At 69.3% G+C, this 19,993-nt stretch carries 21 protein-coding genes; 2 read left to right on the forward strand and 19 right to left on the reverse strand.

Features of this window, described 5'->3' with window-relative positions; all coding sequences use genetic code 11:
* Positions 1 to 112: 112 nt before the first annotated feature.
* The 10 genes from tatC to AQI70_RS27240 form a co-directional block, all read right to left on the reverse strand.
* Positions 113 to 1,060: a twin-arginine translocase subunit TatC gene (gene tatC / locus AQI70_RS27195; RefSeq protein ID WP_062154593.1), complete on the reverse strand. Its 948-nt coding sequence runs from the start codon at positions 1,058 to 1,060 to the stop codon at positions 113 to 115.
* A 47-nt stretch (positions 1,061 to 1,107) separates the two neighbouring features.
* Positions 1,108 to 1,398, reverse strand: a complete 291-nt coding sequence (gene tatA / locus AQI70_RS27200; RefSeq protein ID WP_062154595.1) for a Sec-independent protein translocase subunit TatA — start codon at positions 1,396 to 1,398, stop codon at positions 1,108 to 1,110.
* 259 nt (positions 1,399 to 1,657) lie between these two features.
* Positions 1,658 to 1,852, reverse strand: coding sequence for a hypothetical protein (locus tag AQI70_RS27205; RefSeq protein WP_004002541.1), 195 nt, complete (start codon positions 1,850 to 1,852; stop codon positions 1,658 to 1,660).
* Between the two features lie 20 nt (positions 1,853 to 1,872).
* Positions 1,873 to 2,166, reverse strand: a complete 294-nt coding sequence (locus AQI70_RS27210) for a hypothetical protein (RefSeq protein ID WP_004002540.1) — start codon at positions 2,164 to 2,166, stop codon at positions 1,873 to 1,875.
* 67 nt (positions 2,167 to 2,233) lie between these two features.
* On the reverse strand, positions 2,234 to 3,250 hold the full coding sequence (locus AQI70_RS27215; protein ID WP_062154597.1) for a helix-turn-helix transcriptional regulator: 1,017 nt from the start codon (positions 3,248 to 3,250) through the stop codon (positions 2,234 to 2,236).
* A gap of 19 nt (positions 3,251 to 3,269) precedes the next feature.
* A complete protein-coding gene (locus AQI70_RS27220) occupies positions 3,270 to 4,223 on the reverse strand; it encodes a helix-turn-helix transcriptional regulator (protein ID WP_062154599.1) in 954 nt (317 codons plus the stop codon).
* Positions 4,224 to 4,395: 172 nt separating this feature from the next.
* A complete protein-coding gene (locus AQI70_RS27225; RefSeq protein WP_004002537.1) occupies positions 4,396 to 4,767 on the reverse strand; it encodes an FKBP-type peptidyl-prolyl cis-trans isomerase in 372 nt (123 codons plus the stop codon).
* 61 nt (positions 4,768 to 4,828) lie between these two features.
* Positions 4,829 to 5,770, reverse strand: a complete 942-nt coding sequence (locus tag AQI70_RS27230) for an FKBP-type peptidyl-prolyl cis-trans isomerase (RefSeq protein WP_062154601.1) — start codon at positions 5,768 to 5,770, stop codon at positions 4,829 to 4,831.
* A 111-nt stretch (positions 5,771 to 5,881) separates the two neighbouring features.
* Positions 5,882 to 7,243 (reverse strand): Pup--protein ligase, encoded by a 1,362-nt coding sequence (pafA, locus tag AQI70_RS27235; protein ID WP_031486669.1) that lies wholly within the window; start codon positions 7,241 to 7,243, stop codon positions 5,882 to 5,884.
* 9 nt (positions 7,244 to 7,252) lie between these two features.
* Positions 7,253 to 8,512 (reverse strand): MFS transporter, encoded by a 1,260-nt coding sequence (locus AQI70_RS27240; protein ID WP_062154603.1) that lies wholly within the window; start codon positions 8,510 to 8,512, stop codon positions 7,253 to 7,255.
* 148 nt (positions 8,513 to 8,660) lie between these two features.
* Here AQI70_RS27240 and AQI70_RS27245 point away from each other — a divergent pair, with 148 nt between their 5' ends.
* The gene (locus AQI70_RS27245) at positions 8,661 to 9,677 is read left to right on the forward strand and encodes a LacI family DNA-binding transcriptional regulator (protein ID WP_062154605.1); all 1,017 of its coding nucleotides are present in this window, start codon (positions 8,661 to 8,663) and stop codon (positions 9,675 to 9,677) included.
* A gap of 60 nt (positions 9,678 to 9,737) precedes the next feature.
* Here the strand turns inward: AQI70_RS27245 and prcA are convergent, their stop codons facing one another.
* From prcA to arc, 6 genes are all read right to left on the reverse strand, one after another.
* The gene (gene prcA / locus AQI70_RS27250) at positions 9,738 to 10,499 is read right to left on the reverse strand and encodes a proteasome subunit alpha (RefSeq protein WP_062154607.1); all 762 of its coding nucleotides are present in this window, start codon (positions 10,497 to 10,499) and stop codon (positions 9,738 to 9,740) included.
* Between the two features lie 61 nt (positions 10,500 to 10,560).
* Entirely contained in the window at positions 10,561 to 11,406 is an 846-nt protein-coding gene (gene prcB / locus AQI70_RS27255; protein ID WP_062154609.1) for a proteasome subunit beta, read from the reverse strand.
* Positions 11,358 to 11,711, reverse strand: a complete 354-nt coding sequence (locus AQI70_RS37785; RefSeq protein ID WP_341845967.1) for an endonuclease domain-containing protein — start codon at positions 11,709 to 11,711, stop codon at positions 11,358 to 11,360. Before AQI70_RS37785 ends, prcB begins: the two co-directional genes overlap by 49 nt.
* A gap of 38 nt (positions 11,712 to 11,749) precedes the next feature.
* Positions 11,750 to 11,968, reverse strand: a complete 219-nt coding sequence (locus AQI70_RS27260) for a ubiquitin-like protein Pup (RefSeq protein WP_062154959.1) — start codon at positions 11,966 to 11,968, stop codon at positions 11,750 to 11,752.
* A gap of 198 nt (positions 11,969 to 12,166) precedes the next feature.
* Positions 12,167 to 13,678 (reverse strand): depupylase/deamidase Dop, encoded by a 1,512-nt coding sequence (gene dop / locus AQI70_RS27265; protein ID WP_341845968.1) that lies wholly within the window; start codon positions 13,676 to 13,678, stop codon positions 12,167 to 12,169.
* A 223-nt stretch (positions 13,679 to 13,901) separates the two neighbouring features.
* Positions 13,902 to 15,668, reverse strand: a complete 1,767-nt coding sequence (arc, locus tag AQI70_RS27270; protein ID WP_062154612.1) for a proteasome ATPase — start codon at positions 15,666 to 15,668, stop codon at positions 13,902 to 13,904.
* A 246-nt stretch (positions 15,669 to 15,914) separates the two neighbouring features.
* Here arc and AQI70_RS27275 point away from each other — a divergent pair, with 246 nt between their 5' ends.
* Positions 15,915 to 16,220, forward strand: coding sequence for a ferredoxin (locus AQI70_RS27275; protein WP_062154613.1), 306 nt, complete (start codon positions 15,915 to 15,917; stop codon positions 16,218 to 16,220).
* 58 nt (positions 16,221 to 16,278) lie between these two features.
* Here AQI70_RS27275 and AQI70_RS27280 read toward each other — a convergent pair whose 3' ends face one another.
* The 3 genes from AQI70_RS27280 to AQI70_RS27290 form a co-directional block, all read right to left on the reverse strand.
* Entirely contained in the window at positions 16,279 to 16,857 is a 579-nt protein-coding gene (locus AQI70_RS27280; RefSeq protein WP_062154614.1) for a hypothetical protein, read from the reverse strand.
* 254 nt (positions 16,858 to 17,111) lie between these two features.
* On the reverse strand, positions 17,112 to 18,014 hold the full coding sequence (locus AQI70_RS27285; RefSeq protein WP_004002523.1) for a tRNA (adenine-N1)-methyltransferase: 903 nt from the start codon (positions 18,012 to 18,014) through the stop codon (positions 17,112 to 17,114).
* 77 nt (positions 18,015 to 18,091) lie between these two features.
* A complete protein-coding gene (locus AQI70_RS27290; RefSeq protein WP_062154616.1) occupies positions 18,092 to 19,828 on the reverse strand; it encodes a site-2 protease family protein in 1,737 nt (578 codons plus the stop codon).
* Between the last annotated feature and the right edge of the window lie 165 nt (positions 19,829 to 19,993).

The following is a 19,993-nucleotide window of genomic DNA, read 5'->3' on the forward strand; positions in this document are numbered from 1 at the left end:
CCCCGCAAACCCGGGGTCACCGCAGCTCACGGCGCTCGCGGCGGCGAGACGCAAGCGGCCGGGCGCGCCCCGTGGGCGCCCCCGGCCGCACTGTTCCTGCGAAGGTTCCCGGTCAGGTCACGTCGTCATAGCCGTTGACCCGCTCCGTGCTCGCCTGCTCCGGCAGCGCCTTGGCGGCGGAGACGGTCTCGACCTCGCCGATGTCGTCGGGGGTGAGATCCAGGTCGGAGGCCTCGTCGTCGGCGGGGCCTTCCGCCTCGCGCCGGGCGCGACGCCTGTCGTTGAGGAGTGCGATGCCCGTCGCACCGAAGTACAGGATCCAGATGGGGCCCGCGAGCGCCAGCATGGAGATCGGGTCGGTGCTGGGCGTGGCGATCGCCGCGAAGAGCGTGATGCCCATGATCATGCCGCGCCACCAGCCGGCCATCTTCTTGCCGGAGAGCACGCCGCTGAAGTTGAGCATGACCAGCAGCAGTGGCAGCTCGAAGGAGAGGCCGAAGACGACGATCATCCGCATGATCAGCTGCAGGAGATCGTCGAGGGGGAGCTGGTTGTCGCTGCCGATGATCGCGAACTCGAGCATGACCGAGGCCATCTTGGGCAGCGACCAGTAGGCGAAGTAGGCCCCTGTGACGAACAGCGGGAAGCCGGCGCCGACGAACGCGTAGGCGTACTTCCGCTCGTGCCGGTGCAGACCCGGGGCGACGAACGCCCAGAGCTGGTACAGCCAGATCGGGGAGGCCAGCACCACACCGGAGGACAGGGAGACCGTGAGGGCGAGCGTGAACGGGCTCAGCAGACCGTTCTGCACGATGCGTGCGCACTTGGCTTCAGTGGTGTTCTTCGCCAGCTCCGCGAAGCTGTGGTCGCATCCCACCGCCTGGAGGATGGGATTGGTGAAGAACTCGATGATGTCTTTGTAGAAGAAGGCCGCGACGATCGTCGTGACGACGATCGCCAGCAGGCTCTTGACGAGCCGGTTGCGGAGTTCACGCAGGTGCTCCGCGAGGGGCATCCGCCCCTCGGGATCCTTCTCCTGCTTGCGGGCAGACTTCAGCAACCCACGTTCCCATCTCGTGCATCGGGCCGGAGGTCACCGGCCCTGCGTCAGCGCTTGGTCGTGTCCGTCGGCTCGTTGACCGGGCGCGAGCTGGTCACGTCGCCGGGGGCGGCCTGGATGATGCGCTGAGCCGGGGGCTGCTCGTCGTTGGTGTTGTTCGGCGGGTCGGCCGGGGCGGCGGACTTGCCGTCCTCCTTCATCGCCTTCGCCTCGCTCTTGAGGATGCGGGCGGACTTGCCGAGCGAGCGCGCCATGTCCGGAAGCTTCTTCGCGCCGAACAGCAGGATGATGACGACGAGGATGAGAATGATCTCGGGGGCTCCGAGCCTTCCGAACATAAGTCTTTACCTTCTCACCGAGGCGGCTGGGGTGGGGTGCTGTCCGACCGGTCGGACATGTGTCCGAACAATCGTGTTGACAGCGATCGTAACGCTCAGGGGTAAACGTCAGGCAATCCCCGTGCGTACTCCCTGTCCGCGGACCGGGCCTCGTTCTCCGGGCCGCGACCAGCAGCGTACCTGTCCCGACCGCCAAGTTGACAGGGCGAAGTGGCCCAAAACGCACGGGGACAGGACTCACACCTGATACTTGGCCGCCCTACAACGAGTCCACAGCCCGGGCCGCGCTCACCGTCGCCCGCTCCAGATCCTCGGCCGCCCTGCTGATGCGCCGCGCCGACTCCGTGACCTGCCTGCCCAGGCGCTGGGCCTCCAGGAAGACCCGCACGGCGAGCACACCGAGAACGACGAGACCCACAAAACCCACGGCTACCGCGAACATCGGCCAGAACATGACGCCGAGCCTAGACCGTCCTAGAGCGTGGAATGCAGCCGCAGGGTACGAACACCGCCCCCGGTCAGCAGCTCGACGATCCGCTCGCCCGCCGGCTTGCGGACGGAGACGCCGCACTCGGGGCAGGTGAAGGAGTAGAAGGTCGTACGGCTGGTCGCGCCGATGGCGAGGCGCAGGGCGCCGGCGGCGAGTTCGAAACGGCCCCGGCAGTCCGGGCAGCCCGCCTTGAACACCACCGGAGTCACGCTTCTCATCCCGGCGAACGCGGACGCCACCGTCATCTCCCGCACACCGGACGTCGCCGACTCGCTCAAAGCCTCTGCTCCCGCCTGTCGCACTGCCTGTCGAAGGCCTGTCGCACTGCCTGTCCTACTGCCCGTCTTACTGCCCGTCCTGAAGCCCGTGCGCTCCGTGGGCGCCCTGCGTCTCGACGCCGTCGTACGCCGCCAGCGCCTCGCGGGCCGCCTGCCGGGCGCTGTCCGCCAGCTCGGGCGGCGAGACGATACGGCCGTCGCGCCCGAGCCGCAGCGCGAGGCGCCGCAGCGACGCCGGCTCGGGGGTACGCAGGGTGATACGCAGCCCACCGTCCGCGAGCTCATCCGCGCTGTCGTGCGGGTAGTACTCGGCGACCCAGCGGCCGCCCGGGCCGACCTCGACGACGACCTCCGGGTCCTCCGCGGCGGGCTGCACGAGTCCCTCGGACAGGTCCCGCAGCTCTATCTCGGGCGGCGCCGACGGCTCGTCCAGGATCTTGATCTCGGCGACCCGGTCGAGCCGGAAGGTGCGGCGCGCCTCGGAGCGCCGGCACCAGGCCTCGACGTAGGTGTGGCCGACGCTGACCAGGCGGATGGGGTCGATCTCGCGCTCGGTGACCTCGTCGCGGGCCGGCGAGTAGTAGCGGATCCACAGCCGGCGCCGCTCGGAGATCGCCCGGTCGACGTCCGCGAAGACACCGCCCTCGGACTCGAAGGTCACCGACAGCCGCGAACTGGCGCCGGCCGTCTCCCCGGCCGCCGCCTCCACCTTGGCGGTCGCCCGCAGCAGCGCCTGCCGGTCGCTCTCGCGCAGCCCGGGCAGCGTGGCCACGGCCCGGGCGGCCACCAGGAGCGCGGTCGCCTCGTCGGCGGCGAGCCGCAGCGGCTCCGCGACATCGTCGGGGTTGTGCCACCAGATGCGCTCGCCGTCGGTGTCGATGTCGAGCAGATCGCCGCCGCGGAAGCTGGTGCCGCACATGGGCAGCACATCGAGGTCCGAGACCAGCTCGTCCTCGGAGATGCCGAAGGCGCGCGCCACGTCCTCGACCCGGGCACCGGGCCGCTCCCTGAGATACGTCACCAGGGAGAGCATCCGTCTGGTCTGGTCGATGGCGTTGACGGGCCTGACCGGTTTGCCTGCCACTGTGTCGCTCCGCTCCCCCTCAGCCCTTGGCCACGGCACGCAGCCGGTCCACCACATCGGCCCGCAGCTCGGCGGGCTCCAGCACCACCACGTCGGGCCCGAACTCCACCAGCCAGGCATCCAGGCCGTGGCCGTACGGAATCTCCAACTCGTCCCAGCCGTCGCCGAGTTCCCGCACCGAGGTCGCCTTCGCCCGAAGGGGGTACCCGGCGCCCGTACGCAGGCGGATCAGCGCGCTGCGGTCAGCGGTCTCCCCCGCCCAGCTCGCGACGGTCTCCCGGACGGTGACCACATCGGGGACCTCGGCGGTGAAGCGGCCGCTGCGCGAGCGCACCTTGCCGGTGATGCGGGACAGCCTGAAGACTCGCTCGGCACCCCGGTCGCGGTCCCAGCCCGCCAGGTACCAGTGCCCGCGCCAGCACTCCAGCGCCCACGGCTCGACATGCCGGGGTTCGGGGCGGGCGGCGGTGGCCTTGCGGTAGTCGAAGACGACGGGGCGGCGGTCGCGGCAGGCCAGCATCAGCGGCTCGAACGCGGCCTCGTGCACGGGGATACGGGGCTCCAGGGCGCCGTGTGCCTCGTACGGGTCGACGTCCTCGGGCAGTCCCGCCGCCCGCAGCTTCTGCAGGGCGCCGCTGGCCGCGCCCGCGAGCCGGGCCTGCTGCCACACCTTGGCGGCCAGGCCCAGGGCGGCGGCCTCCTCGGCGTCCAGCGTGATGGGCGGGAGGCGGTTGCTGTCCCGGCGCGCGAGATAGCCGACCTCGCCGTCGAGGTTCTCGACGGTCTCGATGACCAGGCCGAGCTCGCGCAGGTCGTCCTTGTCGCGCTCGAACATCCGGTTGAAGGAATCGTCCGAGCCGGCTTCCAGGTAGGCCTCGATGGACTCACGAAGCTCGCGCTTGCTCAGTGGCCGCCGCGTCCCGAGCAGACACAGCGCCAGGTTCATGAGCCGCTCGGCCTTGGCAATGGCCATCGACGCCCTTCGCCTTCCCTATGGTGCTTACGGACGATGACCGTACCGCCCCGCAGTGGCGTGGCAAAAGCCGAGGGCCCATGCCCGGACAGGCATGGGCCCCAGGTAGTCGGGTCCGGTCGTACGCCGATCAGTCGCTCACCGTTCGGAGCCGACCTTCAGGACACGTCGGTCAGACACCGAGCAGGTCGACCACGAAGATCAGCGTCTCGCCGGGCTTGATCGCCGGGGTCGGGCTCTGGTTGCCGTAGGCGAGGTGGGCCGGGATGGTCAGCTGGCGGCGGCCGCCGACCTTCATGCCCTGCACGCCCTGGTCCCAGCCCTTGATGACACGGCCGGCGCCCAGCGGGAAGCGGAACGGCGTACCGCGGTTCCAGCTGGCGTCGAACTCCTCACCCGTGCTGAAGGCCACGCCCACGTAGTGGACGGTGACGGTCTGGCCCGCCTGCGCAACCGGGCCGTCGCCCTCCCAGATGTCCTTGATCTCCAGGTCCGCCGGGGGCTCGCCGCCCGGGAAGTCGATCTCGGGCTTGTCGATGCTCACTGCAGTGACTCCTATTGGTACGTGTGTCATGCGCGATGACTGATGGGCAACCTGCCCAGTCTTACATCACGGCCAGAATGTCGACGGCGAAGACCAGCGTGGAGTTCTTCGGGACACCCTGCTGCTCCTGGTCGCCGAAGGCCTGGTCGGGCGGCAGGACGAGCAGCACCCGGCTGCCGGCCTTCTTGCCCACGAGACCGTTCTTCAGACCCTTGATCGACAACTGGTCCAGCGGAAACGTCGCCGTCTTGCCCGCGTCATACGTGCTGTCGAACTTCTTGCCGCCCTCCCACAGCAGGGCGACATAGTTCACGACCACGCTGTCCGTGTCCTTCACGACGGCGCCGTCGCTCTCCAGCACGTAGTTGGAGACGAGCTTCTTCGGCGGGTCGCTGTCCTTCGGCATCGTCACCTTCGGTGCCTTGCCGTCGGTGTTCGTGCCGACCTTCGGCAGGTCGATGGCGTCCTGCGCGACCTCCGTGCCCTTCGCCGACGCGGGGATGGTCGTACCCTTCACGATGTCCACGACGAACACCAGCGTGGCATTGGCCTTGATGTCACCCTGACCCTGCGCCCCGTACCCCAGGTCCGGGGGGATCACCAGCTCCACGCGGCTGCCGACCTTCTGGCCCTCCAGGCCCTTCTCCCAGCCCTGGATGACGCCGCCCGCGCCCAGGGTGAGCGAGAACGGCTGGCCGCGGTCGAAGCTGTTGTCGAACGGCTCGGACTCGTCGTATTCCTGCCCGAGGTAGTTCACCTCGGCGGCATCGCCCTTCTTGAGCTTCGCGCCGTTCCCCTCCTTGATGACCTCGACCTTCAGCTCCTTCGGCGGGTCACCCTCCCCCTTGGCCAGAGTCGGCTTCTGCCCGAACTCGGCACCCTTGGTGATCGCGGGCACCCCGTTCTTGGCGGAGCTGGAGTCGGAGCCCTTGTCGTCGCTGCCGCAGCCCGCCGCGGAGAGCAGCAGCAGCGGCACGACGAGAAGGCCGGCAATTCGGCGCACGTGTTCCTCAGATCTCAAGACGGCACTGTGGTCGCCCGCCACTCTAGGGCGTGCGACGGGCCCCGTACGAGAACGTACGGGGCCCGTGGCCCGTTTTCCTCAATGCCGGGATCACATTCCCGCGATCAGCTTCTCCACGCGGTCGTCCACCGAACGGAACGGGTCCTTGCACAACACCGTGCGCTGAGCCTGGTCGTTGAGCTTGAGGTGGACCCAGTCGACGGTGAAGTCCCGGCGCTGTTCCTGGGCCCTGCGGATGAAGTCGCCGCGCAGCCGGGCCCGAGTGGTCTGCGGCGGAACCGACTTGCCCTCGAAGATCTTCAAGTCGTTGCAGATACGCGCGGCCTGACCCTTTTTCTCCAGCAGGTAGTACAGGCCGCGACGGCGGTGGATGTCGTGATAGGCGAGGTCTATCTGCGCCACCCGCGGATGCGACATGGTCATGTTGTGCTTGGCCCGGTACCGCTCGATGAGCTTGTACTTCATCACCCAGTCGATCTCGGTGCCGATGCGGTCGAGATCCTCGGACTCGATCGCCTCCAGCGTGCGGCCCCACAGCTCCAGGACCTGCTCGACCGTGCCGGTGCGGATCCCGCGACGCTCGCAGAAGTCCACGGCCTTCTCGTAGTACTCGCGCTGCACCTCCAGCGCCGAGGCCTCCCGGCCGCTGGCCAGGCGCACCTTGCGGCGGCCGGTGATGTCGTGGCTGACCTCGCGGATCGCCCGGATCGGGTTCTCCAGGGTCAGGTCGCGCATCACGGTGCCCGCCTCGATCATGCGCAGCACCAGGTCGGTGGCGCCGACCTTGAGCAGCATGGTCGTCTCGGACATGTTGGAGTCGCCCACGATCACATGCAGGCGGCGGTAGCGCTCGGCGTCCGCGTGCGGCTCGTCGCGCGTGTTGATGATCGGCCGGGAACGCGTCGTCGCCGAGGAGACGCCCTCCCAGATGTGCTCCGCCCGCTGACTGACGCAGTACACCGCACCGCGCGGGGTCTGCAGGACCTTGCCCGCACCGCACAGCAACTGGCGCGTGACAAGGAACGGGATGAGGATGTCGGCCAGCCGGGAGAACTCCCCGTGCCGCGCCACGAGATAGTTCTCGTGGCAGCCATACGAGTTGCCCGCCGAGTCGGTGTTGTTCTTGAAGAGGTAGACGTCGCCCGCGATTCCCTCCTCGTGCAGGCGTCGTTCCGCGTCTACCAGGAGTCCTTCCAGAATGCGCTCGCCGGCCTTGTCGTGGGTGACCAGTTCGGTCACGTTGTCACATTCGGGTGTCGCGTATTCCGGATGTGACCCCACGTCGAGATAGAGGCGGGCGCCGTTTCGCAGAAAGACATTGCTGCTGCGGCCCCATGACACGACACGGCGGAAGAGGTACCGCGCCACCTCGTCAGGCGACAGGCGGCGCTGTCCCCTGAACGTGCACGTGACGCCGTACTCGTTCTCCAGCCCGAAAATGCGGCGGTCCATGACTGAACATTACGCCCGATCCCCCGAGCTGAAACGGGGTTCGACGGCACGGTTTGGATCATTTTCCGATGAAGCCGCAACCACCGCCCCCCTCACGGGAGCTGCGAGGACCCGTCCCGTGGCGAGCAGGACCAGCAACGACACGGCCCCCGCGGCACTCGGTACGGCGAACCCCCACACCGCGCCGCCCTCCTCGACGACCGGCCCCGCCAGGCCCGTTCCGACCGACGCGCCCACCGTGAACGTCGTCACGAGCCACGAGAACGCCTCGGTGACCGTCCCCCGCGGGGCGTGCCGGTCCACCAGTACGAACGCACAGGCGATGCACGGCGCGAGAAACACCCCGGAGAGCACGCTCAGCAGCGTCATGGTGACCGCACCCGGCATCAGCATCAGCGGCAGATAACACACCGCCAGAAGGGCCACCAGCCCGCACAGTCGCCGCGCCGGCTCACCACCCCACTGCCGCGCCCCGTACACCGTGCCGCCGACCAGCGCGCCCAGCCCCAGGCCCGCCATCAGCCAGCCGTACACCGCGTCGCCGCCGTTGTCGTCCGCGTACGACATGGCCGCGACCGCGATCGACCCCATCGCCACGCCGATGAACAGGAAGGCGGCGAGAAGCGCCAGCAGCCCCGCCGACCGCAGCGCTCCCAGCCAGTGCGCCTCGCGCGGTGCCGAACGCCACGCGCGCGAGGGCGGCGACACGACCACCGAGAGCGCGCCCAGTACCCCGACGACGTTCAGGACCAGCAGCGCCGCCTGCGCACTCCACAGCGAGGTGCACAGGGTCAGCAGCAACGGTCCGAGGGTGAACATGACCTCCTGCGCCACGGCGTCCATGGCGTACGCCGTGTGCACCTGGCCGTCCTTGTGCAGGACGGACGACCACAGCGCCCGCAGCCCGCCCTCCAGGGGCGGTGTGAACAAGCCGGAGGCCGCCACGGCCGCATAGGCGAGCGGCAGCGGGCCGATGCCCGTGAAGGCGAACACGGCCATCGCGAGGGCCGACGCGACCGCGGCGGGCAGCTGCACCCTGGGCTGGCCGAACAGGTCCACCAGCCGCCCCAGCACCGGCTGGCCCACGGCGTTGGCGACCCCGTAGACGGCCGCCAGCGCCCCGGCCAGGCTGTAGGAACCGCCCTCCGCGCGCACGAACAGCACGATCGCCAGGGAGGCGACGGCGTTCGGCAGCCTGCCTATGAGGGTGCCGACGAGCAGCCGGGCGGCATGCCTCGCCCTGAGGATCTCCACGTATGCGCCGGTCATCAGCCGCGCCGCCCTCCGCCGAAGTTTTACGTATAACGTCTCCCGTCATACGTACCATGTGCGCTGTTCACGAGTCCAGACGAGCAGGAGTGCGCCCCCGGCCGAAGCGCCTGGCGGCGAACGCCCAGAAGAAGGAAGCAGGCGGACGGTGGCACACGGCAGCACCCGCCCCACCAGCCGGGACGTCGCCCAGGCCGCGGGAGTCTCCCAGGCCGCGGTCTCCCTAGTGCTCGGCGACAAGTGGCGCGGACGCGTCTCGCAGGCCACGGCCGAACGCGTCCGCGAAGCCGCCCGCGAACTCGGCTACCGGCCCAACCTCGCCGCCCGCAACCTCCGCCTCGGCCGCACCCGCACCGTCCTGCTCGTCGTCCCCGCCCTGACCACCGAGTTCTTCGCCGGCGTCTACACCGGAGCCGCCCGTATCGCCGCCCAGAACGGCTTCGGCGTCGTCCTGTACCCCTCCCCCGAAGGCATCGGCCCCGCCCGCGACCCCTTCGCCTCCGCCCAGGCCGCCCTGGACGGCATCATCGCCTCCTCGATGGCCGCCGACGCCCTCACCGCCCTCCGTGGCGACCAGCTCCCCCTGGTCATGCTGGACAGCGACCCCGAGGGCAGCCTGGGCGCGGCCACGGTGAACCTCGACATCGCCGACGGTGTCCGCCAGGTCGCCGGCCACCTGCTGGGCCTCGGCCACCGCCGCCTGCTGCACCTGGCGGCGGACGTGGCGTCCTGGACCTTCGAAGTACGCGCGCGGGAACTGGCCGCCCGCGTCGGCGCGGTGCCCGGCACCTCACTGCTGACCGTCCGCGCGCCCATCTCCATCGAAGGCGCCCGCACCGCCGCCGAGACCGCGCTCTCCGCCAAGGGCCCCCGCCCCACGGCGATCATCTGCGACGACGACAAACTCGCCGCCGGCGCCTACAAGGCCGTACGCCGCCTCGGCCTGCGCATCCCCGACGACATCTCCGTCACCGGCCTGGACGACCTGGCCCTGGCCACCGCCATCGACCCCGAACTGACGACCGTACGGCTGGACGCCGAGCTGTTCGGGGAACGCGGCATGCAGGCCCTCCTGGCGGTCCTGGACGGCCGCCGGCCCGACGGCGGGGACATTCCGGTCGAGCTCGTCGTCCGAGGCTCCACAGCGCCGCCCAGCGTGCCCTGAGACGCCCTGTGCCCCGGCCGAGGAGTCGGCCGGGGCACAGGGCGGGCGGGTGAGGCGGGATCACTCCTCGGAACTACCGGAGTCCTCCGGGTTCTCGGCGCTCTCGGCCTCGCTGGCCGCCCCGTCGGCCTCCAGCAGCCGGACGAGCTGCCGGCCGACGATGCGCTTGAACTTGCGCGCCTGCGGACGCGTACGGTCCAGCACCGCGACCTCCAGGCGCTCGGCGGGGATCTCCCGCTGCGTGCCGTTCGTGTCACGCGACAGAGCCTGCACGGCCAGCTTGAGCGCCTCGGCCAGGCTCATGCCGTCCCGGTGACGCTGATCCAGGAAGCTGCTGATCTGCTCGGCATTGCCGCCGACCGCGACCGAACCGTGCTCGTCCACGATGGAACCGTCATGCGGCAGCCGGTAGATCTGGTCGCCCTCCGGCGTCTCCCCCACCTCGGCGACGACCAGCTCCACCTCGTACGGCTTCTCGGCCGCGGAAGAGAAGATCGTGCCCAGCGTCTGGGCGTAGACATTGGCGAGACCGCGAGCGGTCACGTCGTCACGGTCATAGGTGTAACCACGGAGATCGGCATACCGCACCCCGCCGATCCGCAGATTCTCGTACTCGTTGTACTTGCCGGCCGCCGCGAAGCCGATCCGGTCGTAGATCTCGCTGAACTTGTGCAGCGCGCGGGACGGATTCTCGCCGATGAAGACGATGCCATCGGCGTACTGCAGCACGACCAGGCTGCGGCCGCGCGCGATGCCCTTGCGGGCGAACTCCGCGCGGTCGGTCATCGCCTGCTGAGGTGAGACATAGAACGGCGTCGACACCGGTTATCCGTCCCTTTCAGTCGAAGTCACAGGATCACCTTGATAAGACCGAGCCCGCCGCCTACAGCAGCGCGGCCCGCGGGCCGTCGGGCTGCTCCAGACGCCGCTCCAGGATGGAACGGGCGATCTCGGAGGACTCGTCGTCGCCGAGCCGGCGGAAACCGTCCTCGGTGATCACCGTGACGATGGGGTAGATCCGGCGGGCGACATCGGGACCACCGGTCGCCGAGTCGTCGTCGGCCGCGTCATACAGGGCCTGCACCACGAGCGTCGTGGCCTCGGCCTCGGTGAGGTCGGCACGGAAGAGCTTCTTCATGGCACCGCGCGCGAAGATCGACCCCGAGCCGGTGGCGGCGTAGCCCTGCTCCTCCGAACGACCACCCGTCACGTCGTAGGAGAAGATCCGCCCCTTCGCCCGGTCGACGTCGTATCCGGCGAAGAGCGGCACCACGGCCAGCCCCTGCATCGCCATTCCCAGGTTCGACCTGATCATGGTCGACAACCGGTTCGCCTTGCCCTCCAGCGACAGCTGAGCACCCTCGACCTTCTCGAAGTGCTCCAGCTCCAGCTGGAAGAGCCTGACCATCTCGACGGCCAGACCGGCGGTACCGGCGATACCGACGGCCGAGTACTCGTCGGCGGGGAACACCTTCTCGATGTCGCGCTGGGCGATCACGTTACCCATGGTCGCCCGCCGGTCACCGGCCAGCACCACGCCCCCCGGGAACGTCGCGGCCACGATGGTCGTGCCGTGCGGCGCCTCGATCACGCCCTGGGTGGGCGGGAGTTGGCGGTTGCCGGGCAGCAGCTCCGGCTGGTGCTCGGCGAGAAAGTCCATGAAGGAGGAGGACCCAGGCGTCAGGAAGGCAGCTGGTAGACGCCCGGTGCTACGAGTGTTGGCTTCCACGCGTTTCCTTCCAGGTAGTCGGCAGCTCGGTTCATCGCTTCGGGATCGTCCCTCAACAGGCCGAGGCCGGAATTGCAGTTGAAGCACAGTACGCCACGGACCCTACCCGTGTTGCGGCAGTGATCCACATGAACGGCCGGACCCTTGAGAGGATCATGCAGAGCCCGCGACGAGCGGCGACCATCGGATACCGCTCGGCTTCGGTGATGCCGAATACGCGCGCCCGAGCGCGAAGGCTGCGCGCGGTGCGGCTTGGGTCCACCGCACCGCGCGCAGCACTTCAGCTCCGGCTCTCCGACCACCACTCCACCCCGTACGCCTTCGATCCGAAGGAAAAGGTGGGTTACTGACCACCCTTTTGAACGAAGGACCGCACGAAGTCCTCGGCGTTCTCCTCAAGGACGTCGTCGATCTCGTCCAGGACGGAGTCCACGTCGTCGCTCAGCTTCTCGTGCCGCTCCTTGAGGTCCTCCGAAGCCTGCGCCTCAGCCGCCTGCTCCTCGACCTCCTCCGTGGAGCGCGTGGCCTTCTGCTGTCCGCCGCCGGTGTCCTTGGTTGCCATATCCCTCACCCCGCTCAGTTCGCCCGACATGGTCGACAGGTCGGCTTTCCTGCCGATCGGTGATGATCAGACCCTACAAGCCGGGTCTGACATCGGCCCCGCAGTTTCTCCAACGTACGGGGGCCACCTCGATGATTCCCGGACGCCGGGTTTTCCACCCTGCCCAGCCGGAGTCCGGCCGACACCGCCCGAGTACCCTCAGTTGCCTGACAGGACCCTGACCAGGTCTTCCGCGGTGCGGCAGCGGTCCAGGAGCTCCTTGACGTGATTTCGCGTTCCGCGAAGTGGTTCGAGGGTTGGAACGCGCTGGAGGGAGTCCCGGCCGGGCAGGTCGAAGATGACCGAGTCCCAGGACGCGGCGGCGACGTCGTCGGCGTACTGCTCCAGGCAGCGTCCGCGGAAGTACGCGCGCGTGTCCTCCGGCGGCTTGGCCTTGGCCCGCTCGACGTCCGCCTCGGTCAGGAGCCGCTTCATGCGGCCCCGGGCCGCCAGGCGGTTGTACAGGCCCTTCTCGGGCCGTACGTCGGCGTACTGGAGGTCGAGGAGGTGGAGCTTCGCGGCGTCCCAGTCGAGGCTATCGCGGCGCCGGTAGCCCTCCATGAGCTCGCGCTTGGCGACCCAGTCCAGTTCGCCGGCCAGGCTCATCGGATCGTGTTCCAGGCGGTTCAGGGTGTCTTCCCAGCGGGACAGGACGTCCTTGGTCTGCTCGTCCGCGTCCGCGCCGAAGCGCTCCTCGACGTACTTGCGGGAGAGCTCGTAGTACTCCATCTGGAGCTGCACGGCGGTGAGTGTGCGGCCGCTGCGTAGCGTGATCAGGCGCTGGAGGGACGGGTCGTGCGAGACCTGGTGCAGGGTGCGCACGGGCTGGTCGATCGCGAGATCCACGGCGATGAAGCCGTCCTCGATCATCGACAGGACCAGGGCGGTGGTGCCCAGCTTCAGGTACGTCGAGATCTCGGAGAGGTTCGCGTCACCGATGATCACATGCAGGCGGCGGTACTTCTCGGCGTCGGCGTGCGGCTCGTCCCGGGTGTTGATGATCGGGCGTTTGAGGGTGGTCTCCAGCCCGACCTCGACCTCGAAGTAGTCCGCGCGCTGGCTGATCTGGAAGCCGTGTTCGTGGCCGTCCTGGCCGATGCCGACGCGGCCGGCCCCGGCGAAGACCTGGCGGGAGACGAAGAAGGGCGTGAGGTGGCGCACGATGTCGGAGAAGGGGGTCTCCCGCTTCATCAGGTAGTTCTCGTGCGTGCCGTAGGAGGCGCCCTTGTTGTCGGTGTTGTTCTTGTAGAGGTGGATCGGCTGGGCGCCGGGCAGCTGGGCCGCCCGCTCCGCGGCCTCCGCCATGATCCGCTCGCCGGCCTTGTCCCAGAGGACGGCGTCCCGCGGATTGGTGACCTCGGGCGCGCTGTACTCGGGGTGCGCGTGGTCGACGTAGAGGCGCGCGCCGTTGGTGAGGATGACGTTGGCCAGGCCGATGTCCTCGTCGGTGAGCTGGCTGGCGTCGGCGGCCTCGCGGGCGAGGTCGAAGCCTCGCGCGTCGCGCAGCGGGTTCTCCTCCTCGAAGTCCCAGCGGGCCCGGCGGGCCCGGTGCATCGCCGCCGCGTAGGCGTTGACGATCTGGGATGAGGTGAGCATGGCATTGGCGTTTGGGTGGCCGGGGACGGAGATCCCGTACTCCGTCTCGATGCCCATTACTCGCCGTACGGTCATGCGGCCCTCCTTGCCCGGCGGCACCCTCGGTCGTGGGTGCCGCACAAGTACCGCTGGCGCTCGGTTGCGTGTGCGGTGCCCGTCCCCGCACTGCGCGACTCGGCGGTACGGAAGAGCCTAGAACGCCTTTGCGCTGGTGGGGAGATCATTTGCGTCATTGCCCTCGCCTGAAAAACAGTGGGCTGCGGGTACCCGGTGAGGGCACCCGCAGCCGCCCTGTCTTTTAGAGGTACTGACCGGTGTTGGCCACCGTGTCGATGGAGCGCCCGGTGTCCGCGCCCTGCTTTCCGGTGATGAGGGTGCGGATGTAGACGATCCGTTCGCCCTTCTTTCCGGAGATGCGGGCCCAGTCGTCCGGGTTGGTGGTGTTGGGCAGGTCCTCGTTCTCCTTGAACTCGTCCACGCAGGCCTGGAGGAGGTGGGAGACGCGGAGGCCCTTCTGGTTGTGCTCCAGGAAGTCCTTGATCGCCATCTTCTTGGCGCGGCCCACGATGTTCTCGATCATGGCGCCGGAGTTGAAGTCCTTGAAGTAGAGGACTTCCTTGTCGCCGTTGGCGTAGGTGACCTCCAGGAAGCGGTTCTCCTCGGATTCGGCGTACATCTGCTCGACGGCGGTCTGGATCATGCTCTGGACCGTCATCGACCTGTCGCCGCCGTGCTCTCCGAGGTCCTCGGAGTGCAGCGGGAGGCGTTCTGTGAGGTACTTGCCGAAGATGTCCTTGGCGGCTTCGGCGTCCGGGCGCTCGATCTTGATCTTCACGTCGAGGCGGCCGGGGCGCAGGATGGCGGGGTCGATCATGTCCTCGCGGTTGGAGGCGCCGATGACGACCACGTTCTGCAGGCCTTCCACGCCGTCGATCTCGGCGAGCAGCTGGGGGACGATGGTGTTCTCCACGTCCGAGCTGACACCGGAGCCGCGGGTGCGGAAGAGGGATTCCATCTCGTCGAAGAAGACGATGACGGGTGTGCCCTCGCTGGCCTTCTCACGTGCGCGCTGGAAGACGAGGCGGATCTGCCGCTCGGTTTCACCGACGTACTTGTTGAGGAGCTCGGGGCCCTTGATGTTGAGGAAGAAGCTCTTGCCGGCGGCCTGGCCGGTGACTTCGGCCACCTTCTTGGCCAGCGAGTTGGCGACGGCCTTGGCGATGAGTGTCTTGCCGCATCCGGGGGGCCCGTACAGGAGGACGCCCTTGGGCGGCCGCAGTTCGTGCTCCTTGAACAGGTCGGGGTAGAGGTACGGGAGCTCGACGGCGTCGCGGATCATCTCGATCTGGTTGCCCAGGCCGCCGATCTGTTCGTAGCCGATGTCCGGTACTTCTTCGAGGACGAGTTCCTCGACCTCGCTCTTGGGGACGACCTCGTAGACGTAGCCGGAGCGGGGTTCGAGCAGCAGGGCGTCGCCGGGACGGATGGTGACGTCCAGCAGCGGCTCGGCGAGCCGTACCACCCGTTCCTCGTCGGTGTGCCCGAGCACCAGGGCGCGTTCGCCGTCCTCAAGGATCTCCTTGAGGGTGACGATGTCCCCGACGCGCTCGAACTCCATGGCCTCGACCACGTTGAGCGCCTCGTTGAGCATTACTTCCTGGCCGCGCCTGAGGTCGTCGAGTTCGACGCTCGGGCTGACGTTCACGCGGAGCTTGCGGCCGCCGGTGAAGATGTCGGCGGTGCCGTCCTCGTTCGCCATCAGGAAGACACCGAAGCCGGCCGGTGGCTGTGCGAGCCGGTCGACCTCTTCCTTGAGGGCCACGATCTGGTCTCGGGCCTCACGGAGCGTGTTGGCGAGCCGCTCGTTCTGTGCGGACACGCCGGCCAGGTTGGTCTGCAGCTCGACGATCCGCTCTTCGAGAATCCTCGTGTGCCGCGGAGAGTCGGCGAGCTTGCGTCGCAGGACGGCGATCTCCTGCTCAAGGTAGGCGATCTGCCCGGCCGGGTCGTCGGACCCGCGTCCCGGGCGGATGCCGCGGTTCATGTCGTCGTCGTGGGCTGCCACGGTCCTCACCTCCTCCAAGGGGAGCTGGACGCTTCCAGACCCTACCTGGGTGGGTGTCGATTGAAACCCCTAGATCACAAAGACTGTCGAGGTGTGTCCGATCTTCACCCTTGCGCTCTCCCTCACGCCAGCTGAATACCCACCGAACATGATTGGAAAGCAGCCACAGGTAGGCTCAAGGCGTTCAACACCCGTCAGAGCTGGCCGGATTCCCGTGCGGGCTCGACGTAGGAAACGGCAGGAGAGATGAGCGTGGAGCAGACGGCCGGGGTCGATGGTGAGGCGCTGGAGGTCTGGATCGACCAGGATCTCTGCACCGGGGACGGTATCTGTGCCCAGTACGCGCCCGAGGTGTTCGAGCTGGACATCGATGGCCTGGCCTATGTGAAGAGCGGCGAGGACGAGCTTCTGCAGGCCAAGGGGGCCACAACGCCCGTGCCCCTGCCGCTTCTCACCGATGTGGTGGACTCGGCGAAGGAGTGCCCGGGCGAGTGCATCCATGTGCGTCGCGTTTCGGACAAGGTCGAAATCTTCGGTCCGGACGCCGAGTGACCTTGCGCTTACGGGGTGTTACGACTGTCTGATTTCTCACAGCCCTCGGTGGCGGCGGTCAGACGCTGTGGGCGCCGGCGGGAGTCGAGCGCACGAACGCGCCGTTCTTCCACTGCCACTTCGCGCTGTCCTTCACGTCCGGGCAGCACCGCGGTACGGCGTCCGACGAGTAGCCGAGCAGGTCGGCGTGGACGGCTCCGTCGCGGACGGTGAGGTCACTGACGGTGATGCTGTCCTTGGGGTCGACGAGGGTCGCGACGACGCGGGGCGCGGCCGTTGCCGTGTTCCGCGTGAGGACGTAGACGCCGTCGGGCGGGGTGCCCATGGGGGCGTCGCAGTGGACGACGGCCACTGTTTCGGGCCTGCCGTCGCCGTCCAGGTCTCCGGTGGCCTTTCTCACCACGACGGCTTTCACCGGGCCGCATTCGAGCGGGAAGTCGACGCCCGCGGGGTCGGGGGGTGCGAGGGCCACGGGGGCGTTCTTCGTCTCGGGGCCGGCCGCCTGGGCCGCCGTCGCCGAGTTGGGCTGCAGTACTGAGGAGAGGGCCACGACACCGGCGACCGCTGTGGCGGTGGCGAGCCAGTGGATCGGGCGGGTGTGCGTGTGTGCCAGTTCCGGGACGGCGGTTTGCTGCACTAGGAGCGTCTCCTGTGAGGACTGTGCCGGTGGGGGTGGCCAGCATGGTGCCATACGTCACAGTGCGGGGGAACGGCGGGGGTGTGGAGTTCCGGTGCCGGATGTCTGGCGGTTGGGGTGCGAGGGGGGCGTGCGGCGGTAGGACTTGCCGCTGGTGGGCGCCGTGCCAACGGAAAGGCGCTGTGGCCGAGTTCCGGAGGGTTTCCGGGAACTCGGCCACAGCGCTGATGCGTTGGACGCGGCACGGGGCCGCCTCAGCGGCGGGAGGCTCCGTCGGCGTTCGGGCCTTCGTAGTCCTCGCCGTAGGCGCCCTTGGCGGGGCGGCGGCGGCGCATGGGCGGCTCGACTCCGTCGGCGAGGCGACGGGCGGTGAGCAGGAAGCCGGTGTGGCCGATCATCCGGTGGTCCGGGCGGACGGCGAGGCCCTCGATGTGCCAGTTGCGGATCATCGTCTCCCAGGCGGTCGGCTCGTTGAAGCAGCCGATCTCGCGGATGGACTCGACGGTCCGGGCGAGCTGGGTGGTGGTGGCGACGTAGCAGCACACGATGCCGCCGGGGACGAGTGCCTTGGAGACGGCCTCCAGGCACTCCCAGGGGGCGAGCATGTCGAGGATGACGCGGTCGACGTCGGTGTCGCTCAGGTTGTCCTGGAGGTCGCCGACGGTGAGCTGCCAGGCGGGGTGCGGGCCGCCGAAGTAGCGCTCCACGTTCTGCTTGGCGATCTCGGCGAAGTCCTCGCGGCGCTCGTAGGAGTGCAGCATGCCCTGGTCGCCGATGGCGCGCAGCAGGAAGCTGCTGAGCGAGCCGGAGCCGACGCCGGCCTCGACGACGCGGGCGCCGGGGAAGATGTCGGCGAAGGCGAGGATCTGCCCCGCGTCCTTCGGGTAGACGACGGCTGCCCCGCGGGGCATGGACAGGACGTAGTCGGGGAGCAGGGGGCGCAGCGCGAGGTAGGCGACGTTCCCGGTGGTGCGGACAACGCTGCCCTCGGGAGCGCCGATCAGTTCGTCGTGCGGGAAGGAACCCTTGTGGGTGTGGAAGTTCTTCCCGGCCTCGAGCGTGAACGTGTAGTGGCGGCCCTTGGGGTCGGTCAGCTGAACCTGGTCCCCGACCTTGAAGGGCCCGCGCCTGCGGGCGGCACCGGTCGGTTCGGACATGTGAACAGCCTACCGGCGTTTTCGGGGGTCGCCGACCACGGGAATGTGCGCCGGGCACCGCGTGAGGAGAGCGGTGCTCAGCTGGGCCGGGCCATGGCCTTCACGAAGGCGCGTTCGACGTCGGCCGCGGACAGGACGCCGTAGATCTCGCCGGTCTCCTCGACCACGAGGTACTCGGTCGCGGGGGTGGCGCGGAGCGCGTCGAGGAGTTCCTCTCCGGCCAGTTCGGCGGAGACGCGCATGCCCTCGGTCAGTTCCTGGGCGAGGCTGCTGACGGCGACCCAGGGGCGGCGGTGTTCCGGTACACCGACGATGGCGGCCTCGCGGACCAGGGAGAGGGGGTTGCCGTCGGCGTCGACGACGACCAGGGCGCGGGCACCGGCGGTGTTGGCGCGGCGCAGGGCCTCGGAGAGGGGGGTGTCGCTCTCCACGGGGACGGCGCGGCGGGTGAGGGCACGGGCGCGCAGGTCGGGGAGGTGTTCGCGCAGCCGGGCCATGCGCAGGCTGTTGCCGGCGCCGGTCCAGATGATCGCGGCGAGGATCGCGGCGAGCAGGGCGTCCATGACGGTGTCCATGCCGATGTCGTCGACGGCCTCGGAGCCGAGCGCGCCGGACTGGGTGAGCCACGGGAGGCCGACGAGGACGGAGACGGCGAGGGCGCGGCCGACCCAGGCGGCGGCGATGGTGCCGCTCATGGGCTTGCCGGTGATCTTCCAGACGACCGCGCGGAGCATCCGGCCGCCGTCGAGGGGCAGGCCGGGGAGCAGGTTGAAGGCGGCCACGATGAGGTTGGAGATCATCAGGCCGGCCAGCAGGACGCCGGGGACGGTGCCGGGTTCGACGGTCTGCATGGCGGCGTAGAAGACGCCGGCGAGGACGAGGGAGAGCAGCGGTCCGACGAAGGCGAGGACGAATTCCCGTCCCGGTGTCTCGGTCTCCTTCTCGATCTCGGAGACACCACCGAAGAACTGCAGCTGGATGCGGCGTACGGGCAGCTTGAACCGGAGGGCGGCGACGGTGTGGGCGAGCTCGTGGACGAGGACGGAGGCGTAGAAGGCGACCGCGAAGAACAGGGAGACGAGGTAGCGGGCGGCGCCGAGCTCGGGCAGCACACGGTCGAGCTGTCCGCCGAACACCCAGGTGATGAGGGCGGCGACGAGGAACCAGCTGGGGGCGACGTACACGGGGACGCCGAAGGGCCGTCCCATGAGCAGGCCGCCACGTGGCTCCGGCGGCCGGGGCGGCTGTCCCCTGGTGCCGGAGTGCGCGAGGGTGCGGTGGGCTTCGGCGGTGTGCTGCGGGAGCGGACCGGGCAGGGGGGCGGGTCCGTGGACGTCCTGCGGCCTGCCCTCCGGCGTCGGTGCGGGGCGGTCGGAGTGGGGCGGGGCGGGGGCCGGAGTGGCCGCAGTGGGGCCGTCGGCATCGGGCCGGGGAGCGTCCGTCCGCCCGGTCGCCGCCCGGCTGTCGGGGGCGGGGTCCCGCGTGTCCTTCGCCGGGGCCGCGCGGTCCGCTGCGTCCGCTGTGCCGGCCTGTCGGCCGTCGGTCCGGGACGGGCGGGGCTGCTCCCCCTTCGCCTCCTGCCCATCCGCTCCGCGCTTCTCGGCGGTGTCCCCGGCCGGGCCCTCGTCGGGAAGGTGCAAGCGCCGTACCACCATGGTCGGTTCGTCGACCGGGGGCGTCGAGGGCTCGTCGCTGCCCGTGGCCTGTCGGGGTGGGCGTGCGGGACCGGTGGCCGGGGTCGCAGGTGTTGCGTGGCGCTCGGCCTTGTCCTCGTCGCCGGACCGCGGCTGCCCGCTCCCGCCGCTCTCGTCCACGGTGTCCCCTCGTTCTAAGCGTCTTCCGCGCCTGCCGGGCGGAAGGGTCTCGGGTCGATGGTATGCGGCCGTCGGGATGCGTTCCGCCCGGCACCCCCTCTGTTTCCCCCGTGGTCGCGGCTGTAACGGCCGCGGGCTGGGTCACTGTCAGTGGCGGGCCGTAAG

The sequence above is a fragment of the Streptomyces curacoi genome (assembly GCF_001513975.1).
In the GTDB taxonomy this organism is placed as follows: Bacteria; Actinomycetota; Actinomycetes; order Streptomycetales; family Streptomycetaceae; genus Streptomyces; species Streptomyces curacoi.